19 protein-coding genes and 1 tRNA gene are annotated in these 23,690 nt (G+C 71.1%); 9 read left to right on the top strand and 11 right to left on the bottom strand.

All coding sequences use genetic code 11. The annotated features are described in order from the left end of the window. Nucleotides 1-34: 34 nt before the first annotated feature. Entirely contained in the window at nt 35-1,351 is a 1,317-nt protein-coding gene (locus WFI00_RS00755) for an L-fuconate dehydratase (protein ID WP_336631343.1), read from the top strand. A 9-nt stretch (nt 1,352-1,360) separates the two neighbouring features. On the opposite strand, the gene WFI00_RS00750 is transcribed toward WFI00_RS00755, so the two are convergent. From WFI00_RS00750 to WFI00_RS00740, 3 genes are all read right to left on the bottom strand, one after another. After that, complete coding sequence (locus WFI00_RS00750) at nt 1,361-2,803, bottom strand: alpha-L-fucosidase (protein WP_336631344.1); 1,443 nt, start codon at nt 2,801-2,803, stop codon at nt 1,361-1,363. Further along, nucleotides 2,800-5,262 (bottom strand): glycoside hydrolase family 2 TIM barrel-domain containing protein, encoded by a 2,463-nt coding sequence (locus tag WFI00_RS00745; protein ID WP_336631345.1) that lies wholly within the window; start codon nt 5,260-5,262, stop codon nt 2,800-2,802. The genes WFI00_RS00750 and WFI00_RS00745 overlap by 4 nt, the downstream gene beginning before the upstream one ends. Before the next feature lie 160 nt (nt 5,263-5,422). Beyond that, on the bottom strand, nt 5,423-6,178 hold the full coding sequence (locus WFI00_RS00740) for a FadR/GntR family transcriptional regulator (RefSeq protein ID WP_336631346.1): 756 nt from the start codon (nt 6,176-6,178) through the stop codon (nt 5,423-5,425). A gap of 398 nt (nt 6,179-6,576) precedes the next feature. Between WFI00_RS00740 and WFI00_RS00735 the strand changes: the two genes are divergently transcribed. Genes WFI00_RS00735 through WFI00_RS00725 form a run of 3 tightly spaced genes read left to right on the top strand, consistent with a single transcriptional unit; the run spans nt 6,577 to nt 9,939 of the window. Next, nucleotides 6,577-7,239 carry a hypothetical protein gene (locus WFI00_RS00735; protein ID WP_336631347.1) on the top strand — a complete coding sequence of 221 codons (663 nt, stop codon included), beginning with the start codon at nt 6,577-6,579 and terminating at the stop codon, nt 7,237-7,239. An 8-nt stretch (nt 7,240-7,247) separates the two neighbouring features. Then, entirely contained in the window at nt 7,248-9,278 is a 2,031-nt protein-coding gene (locus WFI00_RS00730) for a sensor histidine kinase (RefSeq protein WP_336631348.1), read from the top strand. Between the two features lie 13 nt (nt 9,279-9,291). Then, nucleotides 9,292-9,939: a response regulator transcription factor gene (locus WFI00_RS00725; RefSeq protein ID WP_336631349.1), complete on the top strand. Its 648-nt coding sequence runs from the start codon at nt 9,292-9,294 to the stop codon at nt 9,937-9,939. 362 nt (nt 9,940-10,301) lie between these two features. On the opposite strand, the gene WFI00_RS00720 is transcribed toward WFI00_RS00725, so the two are convergent. Continuing rightward, nucleotides 10,302-10,377: transfer RNA gene (locus WFI00_RS00720), tRNA-Glu, on the bottom strand. Between the two features lie 121 nt (nt 10,378-10,498). Here WFI00_RS00720 and WFI00_RS00715 point away from each other — a divergent pair. Further along, nucleotides 10,499-11,137: an MBL fold metallo-hydrolase gene (locus WFI00_RS00715; protein WP_336631350.1), complete on the top strand. Its 639-nt coding sequence runs from the start codon at nt 10,499-10,501 to the stop codon at nt 11,135-11,137. 52 nt (nt 11,138-11,189) lie between these two features. Beyond that, entirely contained in the window at nt 11,190-12,098 is a 909-nt protein-coding gene (locus WFI00_RS00710; protein WP_336631351.1) for an AraC family transcriptional regulator, read from the top strand. On the opposite strand, the gene WFI00_RS00705 is transcribed toward WFI00_RS00710, so the two are convergent. The 6 genes from WFI00_RS00705 to WFI00_RS00680 form a co-directional block, all read right to left on the bottom strand. After that, nucleotides 12,062-13,276 carry an MFS transporter gene (locus tag WFI00_RS00705; protein WP_336631352.1) on the bottom strand — a complete coding sequence of 405 codons (1,215 nt, stop codon included), beginning with the start codon at nt 13,274-13,276 and terminating at the stop codon, nt 12,062-12,064. The two genes, WFI00_RS00710 and WFI00_RS00705, sit on opposite strands and share 37 nt — an antisense overlap. 144 nt (nt 13,277-13,420) lie before the next feature. Further along, complete coding sequence (locus tag WFI00_RS00700; RefSeq protein ID WP_336631353.1) at nt 13,421-13,687, bottom strand: HPr family phosphocarrier protein; 267 nt, start codon at nt 13,685-13,687, stop codon at nt 13,421-13,423. Between the two features lie 41 nt (nt 13,688-13,728). Next, complete coding sequence (locus WFI00_RS00695; RefSeq protein ID WP_336631354.1) at nt 13,729-15,780, bottom strand: PTS fructose transporter subunit IIABC; 2,052 nt, start codon at nt 15,778-15,780, stop codon at nt 13,729-13,731. Between the two features lie 38 nt (nt 15,781-15,818). After that, nucleotides 15,819-16,766 (bottom strand): 1-phosphofructokinase family hexose kinase, encoded by a 948-nt coding sequence (locus WFI00_RS00690; protein WP_336631355.1) that lies wholly within the window; start codon nt 16,764-16,766, stop codon nt 15,819-15,821. Next, a complete protein-coding gene (locus WFI00_RS00685) occupies nt 16,763-17,545 on the bottom strand; it encodes a DeoR/GlpR family DNA-binding transcription regulator (RefSeq protein ID WP_336631356.1) in 783 nt (260 codons plus the stop codon). The genes WFI00_RS00690 and WFI00_RS00685 overlap by 4 nt, the downstream gene beginning before the upstream one ends. 162 nt (nt 17,546-17,707) lie before the next feature. Further along, complete coding sequence (locus tag WFI00_RS00680) at nt 17,708-18,481, bottom strand: hypothetical protein (protein ID WP_336631357.1); 774 nt, start codon at nt 18,479-18,481, stop codon at nt 17,708-17,710. A 127-nt stretch (nt 18,482-18,608) separates the two neighbouring features. Between WFI00_RS00680 and WFI00_RS00675 the strand changes: the two genes are divergently transcribed. From WFI00_RS00675 to WFI00_RS00665, 3 genes are read left to right on the top strand one after another with little or no spacing between them, the layout of a single operon-like run. Beyond that, entirely contained in the window at nt 18,609-20,675 is a 2,067-nt protein-coding gene (locus tag WFI00_RS00675; RefSeq protein ID WP_336631358.1) for a DUF262 domain-containing protein, read from the top strand. 11 nt (nt 20,676-20,686) lie between these two features. Next, nucleotides 20,687-22,231 carry a bifunctional phosphatase PAP2/diacylglycerol kinase family protein gene (locus tag WFI00_RS00670; RefSeq protein WP_336631359.1) on the top strand — a complete coding sequence of 515 codons (1,545 nt, stop codon included), beginning with the start codon at nt 20,687-20,689 and terminating at the stop codon, nt 22,229-22,231. Between the two features lie 49 nt (nt 22,232-22,280). Next, entirely contained in the window at nt 22,281-22,967 is a 687-nt protein-coding gene (locus WFI00_RS00665) for a HEAT repeat domain-containing protein (RefSeq protein ID WP_336631360.1), read from the top strand. A 13-nt stretch (nt 22,968-22,980) separates the two neighbouring features. Here WFI00_RS00665 and WFI00_RS00660 read toward each other — a convergent pair whose 3' ends face one another. Beyond that, nucleotides 22,981-23,652, bottom strand: a complete 672-nt coding sequence (locus tag WFI00_RS00660) for a TetR/AcrR family transcriptional regulator (RefSeq protein WP_336631361.1) — start codon at nt 23,650-23,652, stop codon at nt 22,981-22,983. Between the last annotated feature and the right edge of the window lie 38 nt (nt 23,653-23,690).

The raw sequence follows: 23,690 nt of genomic DNA, 5'->3' as shown, positions 1-23,690 counted from the left end.
GTAGGATGTTTATACCTCATCGAGAAGGGCCTCCATGTCGATCATCACCGCGGTGCACGTCCACGACGTGCGCTTCCCCACGAGCCTGCTCAGCGACGGCTCCGACGCGATGAACAAGGACGGGGACTACTCCGCCGCCTACGTCGTCCTCGAGACCGACGGCGACCTCGCCGGCTACGGTTTCACCTTCACGATCGGTCGCGGCAACGACCTCTGCGTCGCAGCGGCGGAGCAGCGCGCCGCACCGCTGATCGGACGGGATGTGGACGAGCTGCTCGACGACCTCGGCGCCACCTATCGGTATCTGCAGTCCGACACGCAGCTGCGGTGGCTCGGGCCCGACAAAGGGGTCGTGCATCTCGGCCTGGCCGCGGTGATGAACGCCCTGTGGGACATGGCCGCGCGACGCGCGGGGGTCCCCCTGTGGCGCCTGCTCGTCGACATGTCCCCCGAGCAGCTCGTCGCCGCCGCCGACCTCTCCTACCTGTCCGACGCCCTGACGCGTGCCGAGGCGGTCGCTCTGCTGGAGGAGCTCGCGCCCACGCGTGCGGAGCGCATCGCCCGGCTCGAGGCGCAGGGCGGGTACCCCTGCTACACGACGAGCGCGGGATGGCTCGGCTACAGCGACGAGAAGCTGCGGGGGCTGCTCGAAGAGGCCGTCGCGCAGGGGTACCGCCACGTCAAGCTCAAGGTCGGCGGGAGCCTCGAGGACGACGTCCGGCGGCTCGGCATCGCACGCGAGGTCATCGGGTGGGACGCGCAGCTCATGATCGACGCCAATCAGGTGTGGGACGTCCCGCAGGCCATCGACTGGATGGCGCATCTCGCGCCGTTCCGTCCGCTCTGGATCGAAGAGCCCACGAGCCCGGACGACATCCTCGGCCACGCCGCGGTGCGCCGCGCCGTCGCTCCGATCGGGGTGGCCACCGGCGAGCACGGCATGAACCGCGTCCTGTTCAAGCAGATGTTCCAGGCCGAGGCGATCGACTTCTGCCAGCTCGACGCGGCACGGCTCGGCAGCGTCAACGAGATCATCGCCGTCTACCTCCTCGCGAAGAAGTTCGGCGTGCCCGTGTGTCCGCACGCGGGCGGAGTGGGCCTGTGCGAGCTGGTCCAGCACCTGTCGATCTTCGACTACGTCGCCGTCTCGGGGAGCCTCGACGGGCGCGTGACCGAGTTCGTCGACCACCTGCACGAGCACTTCGTCGACCCCTGCATCGTCGAGCGGGGTCACTACCTGCTGCCGACCCGGCCCGGCTACAGCGCACAGATGCACGAGACGTCGATCGCGGAGTACTCCTTCCCCCGCGCCGAGGTCCGGCCGCCCGTGCTCTCCGCCGACGCGCGCTGACCGCGTCGCTCAGCAGGTCACGACGCCGACGCCCGCCACCTTCGGCACCCCGCGCGAGGCCAGGATCTCGATCGACAGCGCACTCGTGCGCACGGGCGGGAACGGCATGATCCTCTGATAGCCGACGCTGAACGCCTCGGCGACGATGTCTCCCGCGGCCGTGCGCACGACGACGTGCTCCACGCGCTGGCTCGCGATGATCTCCTCCTTCAGCACGACGGCGGAGACCGTGCGCTCCTCCCCCAGGTCGCACGCGATCGTCGGCGCCTCGTCGGCGCCGTCCGGCTCCCACCAGCCCGTCCCGTTCTCGAGGGTCAGACGCGGCTCGTCACTCGGCGCGACCCCGGGCCAGACCGCCCCCTCGGACGCCGCGTGCAGCCGGCCGGACGAGAAGCGCAGTGCGGGCAGGATGGTGCGCGCGCGCAGGTCGGACACCAGCTCGCCGAGCCCCTCCAGGGCGTGGACGTCAGGTTCGGCGAGCAGCCCGTCGGGGGTCGGCGCGACGTTGAGCAGGAGGGCGCCGTTCCCCCCGACCGAGCCGAGGTAGATGTCGAAGAGCTCCGCCGGCGTGCGCACGGCGGTGTCCTCGTCCGGGTGGTAGAACCAGCCCGGCCGCACCGACGTGTTCACCTCGGCCGGATACCAGACGAGGTCGTGCTCGAGCCCCCGTACCGCCTCGCGACTGCCCAGGTCCTCCTCGTCGCTGCGCACCAGGCGGGAGAACGCTCCATCGTCCGCGTGCTGCGAGCGCTCGGCGATGCGTTCGGCGTCCTGGAGCGTGCGCGGCACCACGCTCCACTCGTTCGCCCGGGGATGCCCCGCCTCGTTGCCGCACCACCGCACGTCCGGGCCGCAGACGCAGATCGCGGCATCCGGTTGGAGGCGGCGGATGACCTCTTCGTAGCGCGCCCAGTCGTAGTCCTGCCGGCGGTCCGGGTCACCGTTGGCACCGTCGAACCACACCGAGGAGATGTCGCCGTAACCGGTGAGGAGCTCCTCGAGCTGCGCGACGAACAGATCGTCGTACGCCGCTCCGGTCGCCCACCGTTCGTCGGCGCGGTCCCAGGGCGACAGGTAGACGCCGAAATCGAGACCGTGCCGCGCGGCGGCATCCGCCACCTCCGCGACCACGTCGCCGCGGCCGCCCCGCCAGGGCGCATGCGCGACGCTGTGCGTCGTCGTCGCCGTGGGCCACAGGCAGAACCCGTCGTGGTGCTTGGCGGTGAGGATCACACCACGCGCGCCCGCCCGCACGAGCACGGGCATCCACTGATCCGGATCGAGGCCGCCCAGCGTGAAGTCCTCGGCACGTTCCGTGCCCGTGCCCCACTCGCGCCCCGTCACCGTGTTCATGCCGAAGTGGATGAACGCGGAGAACTCCCGCGCCTGCCACCTCAGCTGGCGCGCGGTGGGGACGGCCGCCACGAGGAGCGACGCGTCCGCGACGTTCATCCGGCCGCATCCGGTGCGGCCGCGCCGACGACGTCCGGGATCGCGTCGACGGACACCTCCGCCGAGCCGTGCGCCTCGCTCCGGGCGGAGACGACGATGCGCCCCTCGCCCACCGGCCGCACGACGGCGAGGACGTGTCCCCGGAAGGTGCGGTGCGTCGCGCCGACGTAGGACTGCTCGTTGTGCGGCGAGGCGGACCCGAAGCCCTGGAGCACGCCGGGGCCGTCGATCGACACGGTCACCTCGTCCTCGCGGTCGGTCGCGAGAACACCGGTCTCGTCGGCGAGGTCGAGGTCGACGTAGACGAGATCGTCGCCCGCGGCGGACACCCGGTCCCGGTCGGCCCGGGCGACCAGCCCGGCGGGGCCGGCGGTGCGCAGCTCGGTCCGTTCGGCAGGCTCTCCCCCGCGGATCGCCACCGCCTCTATCCGTCCCGGCCGGTAGGTCACCGCGAAGACGGCACGGAACCGATGCGCCCGCCCGGCGGGGAGGCGCCCGGCGGACTCCCCGTCGACGAACAGCTCGACCTCGTCGGCATCGGAGTACACCTCCACCTCGATGGGGGCGCCGTCGGAGCCCGCCCAGTTCCAGCTCGAGATGCTGTCGCTCCACGACCACGGCGCGGGCGCGGGCTCGAGCCCGAACGATGCCGGGGTGCGCACCGCGAGGTAGGGGCGGGACCTCAGGCCGTAGACGATCTCGCGATAGAAGGACGCGGGGCGGCGCCGTCCGGTGATGTCGAGGTCACCGACCCACGCGGTACCCCACGGGTAGTCGGCGAGCGCGCCACCCGCGGAGTCGACGCCCTGGTAGTGGGGTCGGCCGATGCCCGCCTCGCCGAGATAGTCCCATCCGGTCCAGGTGAAGTCGCCGATGACGTGATCGTGAGCCGTCACCGCCGCCCACAGCTCGTCGATGCGCGTCGGGAACGTCTCCGATCCGACGATCACCCGGTGCGGGAAGAGGGTGCGGTCCAGGTCGTAGCGCGAGTCCAGGTAGTTGAACCCGGCGACGTCGAGGGTCGCGAGGGTCTCCTCGGTCAGTGCGCTCACGGCCGAGGACACCCCGAGCGCGTTCAGACGGTCGGCAAGGCCCGCCATCATGGTGTTGATCTCCGAGACCTCCGCCGACGCCCATTCGCCCAGCAGCTCCGGGTCGCCGTCGATCGTGTCCGCGATGACGAGGAGCGCTCCGTTGACGCCGCTCGTGACGAGCCGGGTCGGGTCGAGCCGGCGCGTCTCGGTCGCGAGGCGCCGCGCCCAGGCCGCGCCGGCGCCGGTTCCGATCTCGGGGATCTCGTTGCCGATCGAGTACAGCACGACACTGGGGTGGTTGCGGTCCTTGCGGACCATCGCCGCCAGGTCCGTGCGCCAGCTGTCGGGGAAGGCGAGTGCCGCGTCGAAGGCGTGCTTGGGCCGCGTCCACATGTCCGTGAGCTCGTCCATCACGAGCATGCCGACCCGATCGCACGCCGCCAACGCGGCCCGGCTCAGCGGCTGATGAGCGCTGCGGACGGCGTTGAACCCCGCCTCCTTCAGTAACTCGATGCGGCGCTCCTCGGCACGATCGAAAGTGGCCGCACCGAGCACGCCGCTGTCGTGATGCACGCACGCGCCGCGCAGCTTCACGGTCTCGCCGTTGATCCTGAGCCCCCGAAGAGGGTCGACGGAGAGGGATCGGATGCCGAACGTCACTTCGCACTCGTCCACGATCGCCTCCCCGTCGAGCAGGCGCAGCGCCACGCGGTAGATGTGCGGCGAGTCGACCGACCACAGCGCGGGCGCCGGGACGAGCACACGCTGGTGCACGACGGCGCCCTCTCCACCGAACACCGTCACGGGCGTCCGGTCGACCGCGACCTCGACGCCCTCGGGGTCGAGGATCCGTGTCTCCAGACGCCGCGTCGTGGTGGCACGACCGACGTTCTCGATCGTCGTGTCGATGCAGACCAGCGCCGCGTCCGCGTCGATGTCGGGGGTGGTGACCACGACTCCGTCGGCCTGGATGTGGACGTGATCGCCCACCAGGAGCCAGACGGGGCGAGTGATCCCCCCGCCGGAGTACCACCGGGAGTCGCGATGGGCGCGCGCCTCCACACGGATCTCGTTGGACTGGCCGAAGCGGAGGAACGGGTCGATCTCGACGACGAAGCCACCGTACCCGGAGGCGCCGTGCCCGGCCAGGTCTCCGTTCACGTACACGGAAGGGGACCGGTAGACGGCCTCGAACTCGAGGCTCACGGCGCGACCCCGCCAGCTCTCCGGAGCGTCCAGCGTCCGGGTGTACTCCCAGGCGCCGCCGGAGAAATAGCCGGTGCCGACGAGTTGTCTGTCGGGGTCGCGCGGCGTGCCGATGACGGCGTCGTGCGGCAGGGCGACGGGAACCGGGTGGTTCGGCCCCTGCGGCTCGGCGATCAGCGGGCGGAAGGACCACCCGTCGTTAAAGCTCTGACGAATCATCCTCGCCCCTTCGTCGAACAGCGGATCGGGGCGAGGCTATCAGCGCTGGATCAAGGGGTCGAGAGCGGCGAGTCTATTTGCGCAAGATGCTGGAACGAACGCGAGAACCGATATACGTCGGACCTATACCGACGGGCAGACCGCCGAGATGAGATCCGGATCACTCGGCTGCGGGGGACGCCGACGCGTCGTCGGCGGGCGCGTGGGCCGCCGCGAACTCCTCGACGCCGAGCAGATGCGACAGCATCCGGATGCGCGCGCGCTCGGGATCGCGCTGACGGAGGGCGTCCAGGATGAGCCGGTGCTCCGCGTGCGCGACGCCGACGGAGTCCCGTTCCGTGATGGCACGCCACAGGCGCCCGCGGAACGTCCGGGTCATGAGCCCGTCGATCAGCGCGGCCAGGGCCGGATTCCCGCTGGCGCGGGAGATCAGCTGGTGGAAGCGCATGTCCGCGTCGATGAAGTCCTCGGGATCGACCGAGCCGTCGGCCACCAGGACATCGATGGGAGCAAGGATCGCCTCGAGCCCGTCGATCTGGTCGTCGGTGAGCGCGCGGGCGGCCAGCGCGACCGACTCCGCCTCCAGCACCCGTCGCACCGCGAGCAGGTCGGCCGCCTGCGCCGTACCCTGCAGATCGGCGAAGAATCCGAGCGGTCGCAGCAGCGCGTCCGGATCGAGATCGGTCACGTACGTGCCGTCGCCCTGGCGCGTCTCCAGGACGCCGAGCGTCGCGAGCGCGCGCACGCCCTCGCGCAGCGACCCGCGCGACACGCCCCAGCGCTCGGCGAGGTCCTTCTCGATCGGGAGGCGGTCTCCGGCGGAGAGCTCCCCCGCCGCGATGAGGCGCTTCACGTTGCCGATCACGAGATCGACGCGCGAACCGCCCTCGGCGGGTCCGATCTCGTCAGCAGGCATGCGAGGAGTCTACTGGCCGCGGCCCAACCGGCGCCGTGGCGCCGCGGGACGATGCGGAGGGAGCGTCGCGCCCGCACCGGAGAGTCCCTGTCCTGAACTGAGCTACAGGCTCGGGAGGTCGCGCCCCCGCCCGGTCCTGCCGTCATCGGTGGGCGGCCGATGCCGACCGAGTCGGGCGGCGCGCGCCTCGCGCGCTACCTGCGCTCGTTCCGCCGCCCGTCGCTCCGCCCCGTCTCGTGTTCCCGTTTTTCCCGATCGAGCGGGAAGTCCTGCCCTGGCCGCGAACACGATCCGATTTCAGTCTGGGGACCACGGCCGCGTCCGCGAGCCTCTCAGCGATCAACCGAAGTCGGGAGCCAGCAGTGTCTTCGAACGTCCCCTCAACCGTTTCCCCTCCCGTGCCGGCAACGGCGGGAGACGTGCGCCGCGCCGGGTGGGGAGCCATCTTCGCCGCGATCGCTCTGATCGTCACCCCCGCCTATGTCTTCATCGGTCCCCTGCTCGGGGTCGAGTTCCGCGTGGGAGCGGATGCCTACGACCCTGTGATGAATGCCAGCTGGACGAGCGGCCTGTTCGGACTGCTGGAACTCGCCCAGGCGACCGGGATCGCGTTCTTGGTGGTCGGTGTGCGTCGCGCGCTGCCGTCGGGCTGGGCGCGCGATCTCGGTGCGCTCGCGGGGATGCTGTGGGTCGCGGGGCTGGCTCTGCATGCTGCGGCGTTCATGGTGCAGAACACCCAGGCTCAGGCGGCCAACTGGAGCAGTCTCACTCCCGAGGTGAGTGTGCGAGCCATGATCGGGGCGGCGGTCACGGTCGTGGAGTGGGCCTTCTTCGGCCTCGCGGTGTTCGCCGCATTCGCCTGGATGCTCGCATTCTTCATCGCGGGACGCCCGGCCGGGATCGTGGGGCGCGGGGCGGGTATCCCGGCCGTTGCCATCGCGGCGATCGCTGCGGGGGTTGCGACGCTCGGCATCGTCCCGCCGGCGGCGACCTTCGCGCAGATCCCGGTGTGGCTGATCGTCGGGATCACCCTCGTTCGGCGTTCACGTCCACTGCGATAATGGGCGGCATGCGGCATGCACTCGTCAGGGTGGCCGCCCTCTTGGCGGCCACCCTGGCCTGCCTGCTGCTCGGTCTCTCCTTCGTCGGCGCAGCAACCCTCGGCTGGGGATCAACCGAACTCGCCGAGCACGGCCTGGCGAGTATCCCCTGGCTCGTCGTCGGATTCATCCCGGCCGGAGCGATCCTGGCGTGGCAGCGGGCGCGCAATCCGATCGGCTGGTTGATGCTGGCGACCGGTCTCGTGGCGGCCATCACCGTCGTCGCCATTCCGGGCACGGCGATCGCGGCTGAACGGGGCTGGCCGCTGTGGGCGCAAGCCGCCGTCGCGAATGTCTCCTTTTCGGCCTGGTCGTTGTGGCTGGTCTTGATCCCGCTCACGCTGCTCTGCTTTCCCCCCGGCCGGTTCGGCAGCTGGCCGGTGCGCATCGTGGCGGTCGTCATCATCGCAGGCGGTGCAGGCATCCTCGTGCTCAGTCTCGCTGATCCGGGGATCGATGCGTGGGTCACCGGCCTGGGAGCCACCGTGGATGGGCAGCCCCTCACGGGCGGCTCGATCGCCGCGCTCGGCCATACCTTCCTTGTCTCGTGGCTGCCGTTTCTTCCGCTGCTGCTCGTCGCCCAGTCCGCCGCGTTCGTCGGGGTGGTCGTCGCCCTGATCTTCCGGTTCGCGCGCGGCGACGACCAGGTGCGGCGGCAGCTGTTCTGGATACTGCTCGCGGCACTCACCAGCATCGTCCTCGTGAGCACGGGAGTGGTCGCCACCGCCTTCGGCCCTGCTTTCGGTCTGCTCGCGCTCCTGCCGCCGCCGATCGGCATCCTGATTGCGATCGTGCGCGTCAATCTCTTCGACGTGAAGCTCGTCTTCTCCCGCGCCCTTGCGTGGAGCATCCTCACCACAGTCATGATCGCCGGGTTCTTCGGCCTGGTCGCCATCCTCGGCACGCTGCTCGTGCAGGCGGCGAGTGCGGTCGTCGCGGCCCTGGCCGTGGCGCTGGCTTTCGACCCGTTGCGTCGAGTGCTGCAGCGCGTGGTCGACCGACTGATCTACGGGCGTCGCTCGGAGCCGGTCTACCTGGTCGAACTGGTCGGTTCCGGGATCAGCCGAGCGAGCGACCTGCAGAGCCTGATCGGTCAGCTCGCCGACGCCCTGAAGCTCCCCTGGCTGGCCGTTCGCGCCGGGGAACGGACGCTGGCCGAGAGTGGGACTCGGCCGGCGGCCGTGGCGGCCTTCCCGCTACGCCACGGCGACGACGAGCTCGGCTCCGTCGAGGTGGGATTGCGTCGCGGTGAAGACCGACTCGGCCGGCTGGATCGTGAGGTGATGGGGTTGCTCACTCCACTGCTCGCGATGCTGCTGCGGTTGACGGCGGTCTCGGAGGATCTCGCCGCTTCACGCGGTCGGATCGTTGAGGCGGCAGAGGACGAACGTCGGCGGTTGCAGCGAGACCTGCACGACGGTGTCGCCTCAGCGCTCGGCGGGGTGGCCTTCAAGATCGAGGGGATCAGGAATCTGATCACCAAGCGTCCGGGCACGGTCGTCGACTTGCTGGCCGGCGTCCATGACGACATCGTGCGGGCCAGTTCCACCCTCCGCGAGGTGATCCATGACCTGCATCCGCCCGAACTCGACACCCTGGGACTGGTCGAAGCCCTCCGAGAGGCGACCTCTTCGCTCAGACTACGTGGCGAGGCACGCCGGCCTACCGTGACGGTGAGCGCCGACCCGGAGCGGTTGGTGCTTCCCGCCGCCGTCGAGGTCGCGGTGTTCCGGATCGGAGTCGAGGCCACAGCCAATGCCCTGCGGCATTCCCTTGCAACCGAGGTCGCAGTGGATCTCATCCTCTCCTCGTCGGCGGTGTCCATCACCGTGCGCGACAACGCGACGACGGCAGCCGAATGGACGACCGGAGTCGGTCTGCGCTCGATGCGCGAGAGAACCGAGCAGCTCGGCGGCTGGTTCCGCGCCGGACCGCACGCGACCGGAGGGGTCGTAGAAGCCGTGATCCCCCTGCGCCAGGCGGTGAGTCACAGTGCATGACAAAGCGATACGGGTGCTGATCGCTGATGACCACCCGGTCGTGCGCGACGGCCTTGCCGTGCTGGTCTCCTCCCTGTCTGAGATCGACGTCGTCGGGGCAGCCTCCTCGGGCGAGGAAGCCGTTCGCGCCTCGGTCGAGCTGCACCCCGATGTCGTCCTCATGGATCTGTCCATGCCCGATCTCGGCGGAATCGAGGCGACCGCGCGCATCCGTCACGCAGCGCCGACGGTGCGGGTCCTCATCCTCACCACCCATGAAGACCCCGCCAGCCTCCTCGGCTCGATGCGGGCCGGCGCCAGCGGCTACCTGCTCAAGACCAGCGGCATCGGCGAGATCGCGACCGCAGTCCGGGCAGTGCACAGCGGCCAGTTGACATTCAGCAGCGACATCGCCGACACGGCACTCGGACTGTTGACCAACGACGAGAACCACGCGCCCCGTGCCTTCCCGGAGCTGACCGAACGCGAGTTCTCGATCCTCGATCTGCTCGCCAGCGGAGCCACGACCGAACGGATCGCCGATCGTCTCGGACTCTCGGGCAAGACCGTCAGCAACAACCTCTCGACCATCTTTGCCAAGCTCCACGTCGCCACACGCACCGAAGCTGCGCTGCTCGCAAGCTCTCACGGGCTCGGAGGCCACGAACCCGCACCGCAGTAACCGCGCCGTTGCCGGGCTCGCTGGACCAAGCGCGTGTTTCGCGCGACCGACGGTAGGCGGCGACGCCTGCATCGCCCGGCGCGCCCGCGCCGTCCTGGTGGAAGCAGTCCGCGGGAGCACGCCGTCGTCCTGCGCCAGCACGCGCGGGTCGCCGAGCGGGGCGGGCACGTCGCGCGCGTGCAGCGTGCGACCGCTCGGGACGACGGGCTCGCCGCCCTCACGCCGGGTGGCTCCTGTGACGGCGCCCTGGGGAGGATCCTGATCGGCGACCTCACGCGCCTTCGCGTGCAGGAGCCGCCTGAGGTCCGCTCGCGCCTTTCGGCAGGAACACGAAAGCCCCCGGCGAACCGGGGGCTTTCTGGTGGTGACCCCAGCGGGATTCGAACCCGCGTTACCGCCGTGAGAGGGCGGCGTACTAGGCCGCTATACGATGGGGCCGTACTTTTTCGCTGCGTAAGCAACCGTTCGATTATGCCATGCCCCGAGCGGTCACGCCAAATCGGCGCCGGTAGCCGCGTCGCGCTTGCCCGCGCCGGGTCGGAGGCGTTGACTGTGGAGCATGCGCGTCACCAAACACGAACACGCCTGTCTGCGCCTGGAGCGCGAGGGCGCCCAGCTGATCATCGACCCCGGCTCCTTCACGCTTCCGCTCGACGACCTCCAGGGGACGGTGGGCGTCGTGCTCACGCACGAGCACCCCGACCACTGGACGCCGCAGCATCTGCGTCACATCCGCGAGTACGCGCCGGACGTGCCGATCTACGGGCCCGCCGGGGTCGTCCACGCGGCCGCGGAGTTCGGGGTCATCGAGGTCGCCCCGGGCGACAGCGTGTCGGTCGGGCCGTTCGCCCTGTCGTTCACGGGCGGTCGGCACGCCGTGATCCACGAGTCGATCCCCGTCATCGACAACGTCGGGGTCCTCGTCGACGACGAGTTCTACTACCCGGGCGACTCGTACGCCGTTCCGAAGCACGCCGACATCCGCCTGCTGGCCGCACCCGTCGGCGCCCCCTGGCTCAAGATCGGCGACGCGATGGACTTCGTCCTCGCCGTCAAGCCCCGCCACGTCTTCGCGACGCACGACATGACGCTGTCGCGGATCGGCCTCGACATGCACCGCGCCCGACTGGAGTGGGCGAGCGGTCAAAACGGCGGCGGCTTCACGCCGCTCGAGCCCGGCGAGTCGCTGGAGAGCTGACCCCGCGGGGCCGCGCCGGAATAGCGGGGACGGCGCCCCTGTTGCGGCAGGAGTGACGGTCGATCCGCGTGCCCTCGAGGACATCCTCTCGGACCTCGACCTGCGCCTCGAGTCCTCCTCTCGACCGACGCTCTCCCCCGGGGCCTCGACGACCCTCGACGCATCGGCGGCGACCCTCGTCTTCGTCCTCCGCGGTGAGCTGGAGATCGATGTCGCCGCCACATCCACGTGCGCACCATCGGTCGACGCCGCGCACCGCCCGGGAACGCGTCTGCGCACGGGCGACGTGCTCCTCACGGCCGAAGCCGCGGAATCGGCCGGCACGCGTCCGATGCGCGTCGTGTCCCCGGCCGGCGCGGCGCTGGTCGTCGCCCGCTTCCGCCTTCGCGACGGGCGGGGTGCCCGGGCTCTCCCCCCGGCGCTGACCGTCTCGGCGTTCGCCGAGCGCGAGCCGGCGGTCGCCGCGCTCGCCCGGGGGCTCGGCGTCCCCGACCCCGCGCTCGGCGGCCGATCGGGCGACCCCGTCATCTGCCGCCTGATGGTGACGACCCTCGTCCTCGCCGTGGTGCGCGCCTGGGCCACGGCGGGCTGTGCGCCGCGCGGCTGGCCGGCGACCACCCTGGACCCCTACCTCCGCTGCGTCCTCGCGGCGATCCACGACGACCCCGGCCGGGACTGGTCGGTCGAGATGCTCGCCGCCCTCGGCACCATGTCGCGCACGGTGTTCGCGGAGCGCTTCCGCTCCGCGGTCGGGGTCTCCCCGGCGGCCTACGTGACCGACGTGCGGATCGAACGGGCGCGGGGGCTCCTGGCATCCGGTCGCTCGGTGTCCGAGACCTCCCGCGCGCTCGGCTACTCCTCGGACGAAGGGTTCAGCCGGGCCTTCCGTCGCCGCACCGGCCTCGCGCCGTCGGCGTGGCGGGCTCAGCGGGGCGCCGAGTCCGAGGCGATCCCCGCCTGACGCCGTCGACCCGCGACGGCGAACAGCGTAGCGCCGACGACGAGGAGCGCCACCCCGATCCCGTCCACCGCTCCGACGCCCATCGTGTCGATCAGCACACCGCCCGTCGCCGCGGCGAGTGTGATGGCGCCCTGGAAGCCGGTGACGACGAGGCTTCCCCCGGCCTCCAGGCGATCGGGCAGGCGGTGACCCACCCACGTGTTGATGACGATCAGCCACGACGCGAAGAAGAAGCCCCACACGACGACCGCGACACCCACGGCGACGATCGATCCGGGCAGGAGGGCGGTGGCGGTGATCGCCGCCGCGATGGCGAGGGGAGCGATCACCGACAGCGGGCCGAACGACCGATCGACGAGCAGGCCGATCACGAGGTTCCCGATCAGACCGCCGACCCCGAAGAGCGCCAGGAGCAGCACGATCTGGTCGGGCCGCACCTCCGGCACCCGATCGAGCGCCACGCGGATGTAGGTGTACGCGAGGAAGTGCCCGAGGACGATCAGCACATGCCCGGCGAGCCCGAGGCCGACACCCGGTCGCCGAGCCGCATCGGCGAGCACACGCAGACTCGCGGCCCGATCCGCCGGGACGGAGGGGAGAGCGATCCGCAGCACGATCGCGAGGAGCCCCGTGAGGATGCCGGTGAGGACGAACACGGCGCGCCAGTCCAGGATCTCGCTGAGCAGCACCCCGACCGGCACCCCCGCGACGGTGGCGAGCGAGACCCCCGCGGAGGTGAACATGACGGCGCGTCCGAGGCGATCGGGGCCGGCGAGACGCGCGGCGACCGTGATCGACATGGCCCAGAACGCGCTGATCGCCATTCCCAGGAGCGCGCGGGACAGCAGGATCAGCGGAAGACTCGGGGCGATACCTGCGACGACGCTCGACACCGCGGCGGCCACCGCCATCCAGACGAGCAGCAGCCGACGATCCATCCGCGGGACGATCAGCCCGATCGTCGGGGCGACGACGAAGCCGACGAGGGCGGTGACGGTGACCGTCTGGCCCGCCTGACCCGGCGTGACGCCGAGGGAGTCGGCCATCTCGATGAGGACGCCGTTGGGCAGGAACTCCGCGGTGACGAGCAGGAAGCTCAGCAGCATCATCGCGATGAGGGCGCCGTAGCGCATCGGGGGCGCGTCGCGGATCACGGGAGTGGGGGCGGTGGTGGTCATCCTCCCATCGTGACGATCGCGCCGCCCCGGCGCCCGACCGCCCGTCCGGAGCATCCGACCGAACGTCCGGGACCACGAACGACGGATGCCGCGCATCCCGGGATTCCGGGGATGCGCGGCATCCGTCGTTCGTGAGGGTCCCGCTCAGGCGTCGTGGTCGGTCTCGAGGAACTCCACGAGGGTGTCGAGCGCCGCGTCGGCGCCCTCGCCCTCGGCCTTGAGCGTGACGACCGTGCCCTGCGTGGCGCCCAGCCCCATGAGGGTCAGGATGCTGCCCGCGTTCAGGTCGGGGCCGCCCTCGACCGCGATGGTCACGGGGACGCCGGTCTGCTGCACGGCCTGTACGAAGAGCTTCGCGGGGCGGGCGTGCAGGCCCGAGCTGCTGGCGACGGTGGCCTGGCGTTCTGCCATGGGATCCTCCTTGGATCGAAGTGAGATCGTCAGTATCGAGACTAGGCGGTGACGGCGGCGTTCGTCACCGCGGAATCACCGGGAATACCCTCGTCGATCGACGGCCCGCGGCGGACGAAGCGCTTGAGCGCGACGACGCTGAAGGCGGCGACGACGGTACCGGCGGCGATCGCCACGAGCCACAGCCAGAAGTTGTCGATCGCGAAGAAGACGAAGACACCGCCGTGCGGGGCCTTGCTCGTCACCGCGAACGCCATCGACAGGGCACCGGTCACGGCGCCGCCCAGCATCATGGCGGGGATGACGCGGAACACGTCCGCCGCGGCGAACGGGATCGCACCCTCCGAGATGAACGCCGCGCCCAGCAGCCACGCCGCCTTGCCGTTCTCCCGCTCGGGCTCGGTGAAGAGCTTGCGGTCGATCACGGTGGAGGCCAGCGCCATCGCGAGCGGCGGCACCATGCCGGCGGCCATGACCGCCGCCATGATCTGCAGGTAGCGCTCGTCGCCCGCGATGCCGGCGGCGAGGTTGCCGGTGGCGAACGCATAGGCGACCTTGTTGACGGGACCGCCGAGGTCGAAGCACATCATGAGGCCGAGGATGATGCCGAGGATGATGACGCCGGCACCGGTGAGGCCGGAGAGCCAGGTGTTCAGCGCCTGGGTCAGCCAGGCGATCGGTCCGCCGAGGACGAGGATCATCAGGCCCGAGGCGAAGATCGACCCGAGCAGCGGGATGATCACGACCGGCATCAGGCCGCGCAGCCAGCGCGGCACGTCCAGGCCGTTGAGCCACCGCGCCGCGACACCGGCGAGCAGACCGCCCACGATGCCGCCGAGGAAGCCGGCGCCCATGAAGCCGGCGACCGCACCGGCGACGAAACCGGGGGCGATGCCGGGCCGGTCGGCCATGCCGTAGGCGATGTATCCGGCGAGCGCGGGCACGAGGAAGCCGAACGACAGCGCACCGATCTTGAACAGCACCGCACCGAGGTAGACGATCAGGGACGTGTCGCCGAGGTTCCAGATCGTCGAGGCGCCGAGGATCTTGTCGACGTCGAAGGCGATCGTGTAGCCGCCCAGGAGGAAGCCGAGGGCGATGAGCAGACCGCCGCCCGCGACGAACGGGATCATGTAGCTGACGCCGGTGAGCAGCGCCCGCTTGATGCTCGCACCGTAGGACTCGGAGCTTGCCGTCGACGTGCTCGAGGTGGCCGCCGCGGTGCCGCTGACACGGGCCGCGTTCGGGTTCTTCGCGGCCGCGATCGCCTCGGCGACGAGCTGACCGGGAGCCTCGATGCCCTTCTTCACGCTCGCGCGCACGGCGGGCTTCCCGGCGAAGCGCTGCGGCTCGCGGACATCCACGTCCACCGCGAAGATGACGGCGTCCGCCGCGTCGATGATCTTCGGGTCGAGCGCCTTGTAGCCGCTCGAGCCCTGCGGCTCGACGATGAGGTCGACCCCGTCCTTGGATCCCTGCGCGGTGAGGGCGTCGGCCGCCATGAAGGTGTGGGCGATGCCGGTGGCGCAGGCGGTGACAGCCACGATGCGCGCGGGCCGGCCGTCGATGGTGTGGGCGCCGTCGGCCGCGGCGGCGGGCGCTGCGGGGGCGGGCGCTGCGGGGGCGGCGGGGGCGGCGGGGGCGTCGCTGACGGCGTTCTGCACGAGGGCGACGATCTCGCCGGGCGTGGACGCGGAGCGCAGCCCCGTGGTGAAGTCCTCGCGCATGAACGCCCGGGCGAGACGCGAGAGCACCGCGAGGTGCTCCTCGGCGGCGGTGTCGGGCGCCGCGATCAGGAAGACGAGGTCGGCGGGGCCGTCCGTCGCCCCGAAGTCGACGCCGGGCTTCAGGCGGGCGAAGGCGAGCGTCGCCTCGCGCACCGCCGCGCTCTTCGCGTGCGGGATGGCGATGCCGCCGGGGAGACCGGTCTCGTCGGTCTCCTCGCGCTTCCACGCGTCGGCGGCGAGGGCGGCGGCGTCGCTCGCCCGGCCGGTCTGCGCGACGCGCGCGGCGAGGGCGTCGATGACCGCCCTCTTGTCGGTGCCGAGCTGCTCGTCAAGACTGACGAGCGCCGGCGTGATGATGTCGGACACGGTGACCTCCCAGTGGTCGGATGGATCGAGGATGGAGTTCAGAGGACGATCGGGCTCACCGGCACATCACCGGGGAGGAAGTCGGCGGGCGTGGGGGCCTGCGTGCCCGGGAGGGCGGCGGCGGCGGAGCCGTAGCGGATGCCGCTGCGGACGCACTCCGCAGCACCGGCCCCGGCGACGTCGGCGAGGAGGAAGCCCGCCAGCGAGCTGTCGCCGGCGCCGACCGTGCTGCGCACGCGCGTGGGCGGCGGGGTGCCGAACCAGGCGCCGTCGGCGGTGACGAGGACAGCGCCCTCGCCGCCGAGCGTGACGAAGGCCGCTCGCACGCGGTCGGGGACGAGCTGGGCGGCGACCGCGACGACCGCCTCGGCCAACGGCCGATCCGCGTCGAGCTCGACCCCGGCGAGTTCGACCAGCTCCTCGTCGTTGGGCTTGATCAGGTCGGGCGCGCCGCGCTCGACGACCGCGCGCAGCGCGGGGCCGGACGTGTCGACCGCGATGCGCGGGGCGTCCTCTCCCCCGGCGCGCACCGCCGCGATGACGTCGACGTAGAAGTCGTCCGGGAGCCCGGGCGGGAGCGAGCCCGCCAGCACGAGCCACTGTGCCCCGGCGGAGGCGGCGACGACCGCGGCGATGAGCGCCTCGGCATCCGCGGACGCGCGCGTCACGCCCGGCAGGTTGATCTTCGTCGTGACGCCGTCATGATCGGCGATCGTGAGGTTCGCACGCGCGACGCCCGGCAGCGGGACGGCGACCACCGGCACGTGCGCGGCGCGGAGGACGCCGGCGAACGGGTCCTCACCGTCGAGCGGGAGGACCGCGGTGCTCGCGACCCCCGAACCGACGAGGACCCGGGTGACGTTGATGCCCTTGCCTCCGGCATCCTCCCGAACGGCCGCGGCGGACTGCACCTCGCCCACGCGGAGGGGCTCGGGCAGCGTGACGGTGCGATCCAGGGACGGGTTCGCGGTGAGCGTGACGATCATGCGATCCACACCTCCACATCGGCGTCGCCGAGAGCGGCGACGAGGTCGGCAGGGGGCTCCACGTCGGTGACGAGGATGTCGAGCTCGGCGAGCCGACCGAAGGAGACGAGGAGCTCGGCGTCGAACTTCTCGGCGTCGGCGAGGACGACCACGCGGCGAGCCGACGCGATGACGGCGCGCTTGACGGCGGCCTCGTCGGGGTCGGGGGTGCTCAGCCCGAATCCGGCGGACAGACCGTTCGTCCCGATGACGGCGAGGTCGGGGCGCAGCCGTGAGACCGCGTCGACGGTCTGGGCGCCGACGGCCGCGGCGGTCAGGCCGCGCACGCGGCCACCGATCGCGGTGAGGTTGAGCCCCGGCGCACCGGCGAGGAGGTGGGCGACGGTCATCGAATGCGTGACCACCTCGAGGGGGTGGCTTCCGACCGAGCGCTGGGCGAGCAGTCCCGCCAGGGCTGCCGTGGTCGTCCCGGCGTCCAGGTAGATGGATCCCTCGCCGTCCGCGCCGATCGCCTGCATGGCCCGTGCGGCGATGGCGAGCTTGGCCTCGCTGCGCAGCTGCGTGCGCTCGGCGAGCGAGATCTCCGCGGTGCTGACGCGGGTGCGCGCCACGGCGCCCCCGTGCACGCGCCGGACGAGGCCCGCGGTCTCGAGCTGGTCGAGGTCGCGACGCACGGTCTCGGTGGTGACACCGAATCGTCGCGCGAGGTCGACGACGACGACCCGACCGTCCGTGGTGATCAGCTGCTCGATGAGCTGCTGTCGCTCCGTTGCGTACATGATTCCTCCGTGAATACCCACACGATACAACTCATACAAAGATAAAACAATGCCTGTCTGCGAATAAAACAACATCGACGGCGGACAGACGCGGACAGGGCCCCGATCCGAAGATCGGGGCCCTGTCGGGAGGGCGTCACCGCCCGGGCGCGTGGCGGGGCCTCAGGCCTCGCTCATCGCCGTGACTTCCTGCTGGCCTCGGGCAGCGAGCGCCGCGGCACGCGCGGCGATCCGGCGCTCCTGCTCGATCTGCCCGGCATCCAGCGTCTCCTGGTCGACCGGGAAGCTCTCGACCTTGTTCACACCGTTGTACTTGGCGATGTAGGCGTCCAGCTCGGGGCCCGACTCCCACGAGGTGATCAGGCAGTAACGGGGCTCGTCACCGGGGTGGGTGGCGGCGTGCCACAGGCGCTGGGTGTCGACGATCAGCTGCGCACCGGCGGGCAGCGCGATGCGGGTCTCCTCGCTCGGGTCGGTGCGGTTCTCCCGCAGCACGAAGTAGCTGGTCTTGTCGTCGGTGAGGTTGAAGAATCCCCGCACGACCCACCCGGTGCCGTCGGGGTTCAGGCGGTTGTTGTCGTCCTGATGCAGGTTGTAGAGACAGTCGGCGTAGGTGTTCGGCTGCAGCTCGATGATGCGGCAGCGGCCGACGTTCGCCCCGGGCTCGAGCGCGCGCTCGGTGAGGGTCGGCGCGATCGCCGTCTGCGAGTCGATCCACACGCCGTCCTTGTCGGTGCGCGGCGGCTTGTGGTTCCAGAAGCCGTTGCACTCGATCTCACCCTTGGCCGAGGCCAGCGGCGCGAAGCGCGTGTCACCCGACGACTTCCAGTCGACGTACTCGACGTCGAGCCACTCCTTCGGATCGATCGGCTTGTTGTACATGTCGAGAACGACGTAACCGGTCTCCTCGAGAGCGGCGCTCGTGATGTATGCCATGACGGATCATGCCCTTTCTGTCGGTCCAGCGAAGTTTTTACAGGCCCGACTTAGGCAAGCCTACAGAGCCGTTCCGAGGACGCGATTAGACTCGTCCGAGGTTTCCCGGAGGAGCGTTATCCCGACCATGAGCACAGTCACGACCGTCCCCGGCACCTCGGCCGCCGCCCTCGCCGCCACCAACGTCGAGGCCACCGCGGTCAACACGATCGCCTGGCTGGGAGGCGCCGACACGACCATCGTCGTCCCCGTCTACCAGCGGCAGTACCGCTGGGACATCGGGGGCTGCGAGCAGCTGCTCGCCGACATCCGTGCCGTGTCCGAGGCGGATGCCGCCGACACCCACTTCCTCGGCTCGATCCTCTCCACGACCTCCGCCGGCGACGACGCGGAGCCCGGTGCGCACCTCGTCCTCATCGACGGCCAGCAGCGGCTCACGACCCTCATGCTGCTGGTTGCCGCCCTGCACCACACCCTGCGGGAGGACGATCCGGGTCTGGCCGCCGAGCTGCGCCGCGTGCTCGTCCACGACGGCGGGGACGAGCGGACGAAGCTGCGCCCCCACCGCGCGTGGGCCGAGGTCTTCGAGAGCGTGGTGCTCGACCGACGCGGACCGGAGGATGCCGGCCGGGTCTCGCGCTTCGACGACAACTACGCCTTCTTCCGCAGCCAGATCCGCCCCGGCGAGGCCGCCCGCCTCTGGAGAGGGCTGCGCAGGCTCGAGCACGTCTCCATCACGCTCGGACCCGCCGCCAACGCCCAGCAGACCTTCGAGAGCCTGAACTCGACGGGGGAACCCCTGCGCGACCACGAGCTCATCCACAACTACGTCCTGATGGGGCTCACGCACGATCAGCAGAGCGAGATCGAGACGGAGTACTGGCTGCCCATCGAGCAGTCGACGGGCGAGCAGATCGGCGCCTTCTGGCGCCATTACCTCGTGATGCTCACGGGCCGCGAGGTGACCACGTCCGGCGGACGGGGCGTCTACGACGCGTTCCGGCAGGAGTTCCCGCGCCTGGACGTCGCCACCCTGCGCGAGCGGGCCGCGCAGTGGCGCGAGTACGCGGGGATCTACGGACTGCTCCTGGACCCGTCCGCGACGCCGGATGCCGAGATCGGCCGTCAGTTCGGCTACCTCGGCACGTTCGGGCGGGGCATGTTCCCACTCGCGATGCGCCTGTATCGCGAGCACACGCGGGGCGTCCTCGGCACGCACGAGCTGGTGGCCTCGCTCGAGCAGCTGCAGTCGCTGCTGCTTCGTCGGAGGATCGTAGGCACCACGACCGACCGGCTGGTGGCGCGACTGTGTCGCGCCGCCGAACGCGGGCGCGACGAGCTCGTACACGCGATCGCCCGCATCACGCCGTCCGACGAGCGCACGCGCATCGGACTGAAGTTCGGCGAGCTGCCGCACGCGGCCTACGTGCTCGGACGGCTGGCGGGAACGGATGCCACCGGTTCCGTGGACGTCGAGCACATCGCGCCGCTCGCACCCTCCGACGACTGGAGCCCGGACGGCGTCCGCCGCTGGGCCGACCTCTCCGACGACGAGCAGAACAGCTTCCGCGCGCTCGCGCGCACGCTCGGCAACCTCACCGTGCTGGAGCGGCCGCTGGCCGAACGCGCGTTCGACGCCTCCTTCCCCGCCAAGCGCGACATCTACGCGCTGAGCGGCATTCCCCTGACGACGGATCTCGCCGAGATCCCCGCCTGGAGCACGGCCGCCGTCGGCGAGCGGACGGCGGAGCTCACGGAGCGCTTCTTCGAGGTGTGGCGGCGTCCCGCCGTCGTCGGAATCGACGACGACAACCTCACGCCGATCCTCGACGCGAGGAAGCGCCGGGGCTGGCCGCGCGGCTGGGAACGCGAGTTCGACTACGTCGAGTTCCGCGGCGAGCACTGGGAAGTGCCCGACATCCGGTACCTCTTCAACCGGATCTTCCGTCGCCTGTGGACGGAGTCGGAGCACTCCCGCCGTGCCGTGGTCGACTTCAGCGCGCGGCGAGGGGGCCCGCTCTACCCCGCGATGGCCTGGAACGGGCAGTGGGACGAGGTCGCGGAGGGCCAGTACCTCTACATGGGGTGGGACTCCACGTACATGCTCACCGCCGTGCAGGGCGTCCTCGACGAGGCCGGTTGGGCCTCGGAGGTGTTCCTGAAGTACAGCTATATCGGCGACGCGATGCCCTGAGGGAGGCGGCCATGACCCGGAAGCGCGGACGAGGCGGACGCACGGCGACGACACCGACCGACGCCCGCCGGTGGCGGAGCGTCCGCCGGCAGGTGGATGCCCTGGACATCGCGGTCTTCGACGCCGTGGCCCACACCCGCAGTCCCCTGCTGGATGCCACGATGCCACCCCTCACGCGGGCGGCCGATCGGTCGGTCCTCTGGATGGGCATCGCGGGTGTGCTCGCCGCGACCGGCCGCCCGCGCGCGCGGCGCGGTGCGGTGCGCGGCCTGGTCTCGATCGGGATCACGAGCCTCGTCGCCAATCAGGTCTCCAAACGCCTCCACCGCCGACCGCGTCCGTCGATCGCGCAGGTGCCTCAGCAGCGGCTGGCCCACCGCATCCCGGCGTCCACCTCCTTCCCGAGCGGACACTCCGCCAGCGCCATGGCCTTCGCGGCGGGCGTGTCGGCGGAGTGGCCGATCCTGTCCGTCCCGCTGCGCGCGTTGGCGGGGCTGGTCGGCTTCTCTCGGGTCGCCACCGGTGCGCACTACCCGTCCGATGTGGCCGCCGGCTTCGCGCTCGGCGAGGTCGTGGCGTGGCTCACCACTCGGCTCGTGCCTGTCGAGGTCGTCGACCCGATGCGTGACGAGCTCACCGTGCGGGCCGGGACGGCCCGCACGGACGGCGCCGGGATCACGCTCGTCATCAACCCCGCCTCCGGCTCGGGGCGCGCCGGTCGGATCCTCCCGACCGTGCGCGCGGCCCTGCCCCGCATGCGCATCGTCGAACTCGGCGGCCCGGGGGCGGAGGACTACGGCGGCGCCATCGACGACGCTGCGGCGACCTGTGAGGTCCTCGCCGTGGCCGGCGGCGACGGCACCGTCCAGCGCGCGGCCGCGGCGGCCCGCTCCCGGGGCATCCCTCTGGCGGTGCTGCCCGCGGGCACGTTCAACCACTTCGCGAAGGACCTCGGCATGTATCCGCTGCAGACGGCCATCGACGCCGTCCGTGCGGGGACGACGGCGCAGGTCGACCTCGGCGAGGTCAACGGCGGGATCTTCGTCAACACGGCGAGCGTCGGCGCCTACACGGATTTCGTCTCGATCCGCGAGACGTACGAGCACCGCGTCGGCAAGCCGCTCGCCGCGGTCATCGCCGCGCTGCGCACCCTCGGCCGCGCCAGATCCGTGCGGCTGCGGGTGCAGGATCTCGACGGCGAGACCGTCGACGCGCGCTTCAGCCTGATGTTCCTCGGCAACGGACGTTACGAACCCCGCGGATTCGCCCCCGTGCACCGCGCGACGCTCGACGACGGCCGGCTCGATCTCCGTCTGCTGGGCGTCACGCGGCTCGCCTCCCGCGCGCGCGTGCTCCTGGACCTGTTCACCGGCCGCATCGAGCGCAATCGCCGCTACCAGCAGTACTCCGACGGCGAGTACCACCTGGAGCTCCCCGACGGTCCGTACCGCATCGCCCGCGACGGCGAGCTCGGCGAGCAGGTCGACCGGATCGATGCACGCGTCCTTCCCCGCGCACTGACGGTCATCGCCCCCGCCGCGCGCCGTCGGCATTGACCCGGCTCGAGGAGCGCGCCTCGCGCCCGTGCCGGGGTAGCGTCGGGCCATGACGAGTGGGTCGACGTGGACAGCACAGCTCACATCGATCCCGGTGCCGGAATGGCCCGGGTTCCTCGAGGCGCATTCGGGATTGCCCGGACCGCGCGCGAACCTGCCTCTCGCACACGACGCGGCGCTGGCGGCGGACGAGACGGCGATCGCCGTCCTGCTGCAGCACGACGGCGAGTTCCCCGCGATGTGCGCCGCCGCCGCGCTCGGGCGACGCGCCGCCGACCCCGCCGACGAAGCCCGCGCCCGCGCGCTGGCCGCAGACCCCCGGTGGCGGGTCCGGGAGGGTGTCGCCCTCGGACTCCAGCTGCTGGGCGACGTCGACATCGACGCCCTCGTCCGCCTGGTCACGTCGTGGTCCGCCGCCCCGGATCCGCTCGTCGTGCGCGCCGCGATCGCCGCGATCTGCGAACCGCGTCTGCTGCGCAGCGAAGTCGGCGCGACCGCAGCGCTGGCGGCATGCCGCACCGCGACCGAGAGGCTGACCGTCGTCCCGGCCGCACATCGGCGCGACGATGACGTGCGCACACTCCGTCAGGCTCTCGGCTACTGCTGGAGCGTCGCCGTGGCGGGCGACCCGACGTCAGGGCTGGAGACGTTCCTCGCTCTCGACGCGTCGGACCCCGACGTCGCCTGGGTCATCGCGCAGAATCGGCGCAAGAAGAGGCTGGCGAGCCTGATCTGACCGACATCCGCGGTCAGCGCGAGGACCACCCGTTCGCGTGCAGACGCTCCACACCGTCCAGCAGGAGATCCAGGGCGAAGAGGAACTCCGCGTCGGTGTCGCACGACTCCCCCGCGCCCGGCGCGGTCGTCGCCATCCGCACGATAGAGGGATAGTGCTCGGCGAAGGCCGCGTACGCCCGGGCACGCTCGGCGGGATCGGCGGGAGCGGTCGGGGTGGGCAGGACATCCCGGGTGAACCCCCACATCCGTGTGCTGAGGGCATGCATCGCGTGATGCACGAGGTCGGACGACAGCCCGCCGTCGAACATGGTCGCCATCAGGGCATCCATGTGCGCGAGCACCGCCGGGCTCGCCGCCGTGCGACTCTCGATCGCCGACTGCATCCACGGATGGCGCCGCGTGGCGGACCGGGCCGCGAGGATGCGCGCCCGCAGGTCGTGCTTCCATTCCCCCACCGTGCTCGCCGAAGCGATCTCGGCGACCACATGATCGACCATCGCGTCCAGGAGCCGCTCACGGTTGTCGATGTGCTTGTAGATCGCCATCGGCGTCACGCCGAGCTCGTCGGCGAGACGGCGCATGCTGAGCGCCTCGAGGTCGCCCCGATCGGCGACGCGGAGTGCCGCCGTGACGATGCGATCGACGTCGAGACCGGGCCGACCATCGCCCGCACTCCTTGACATGTCTACATCGTATACCTAGGCTCTGACCCGTGCGGTAT

The organism is Microbacterium sp. MMO-56 (genome assembly GCF_037146215.1).
Lineage (GTDB): Bacteria > Actinomycetota > Actinomycetes > Actinomycetales > Microbacteriaceae > Microbacterium.
The sequence above is the reverse complement of the archived record's forward strand: the minus strand, read 5'-3'. Positions and strand labels throughout refer to the sequence as shown.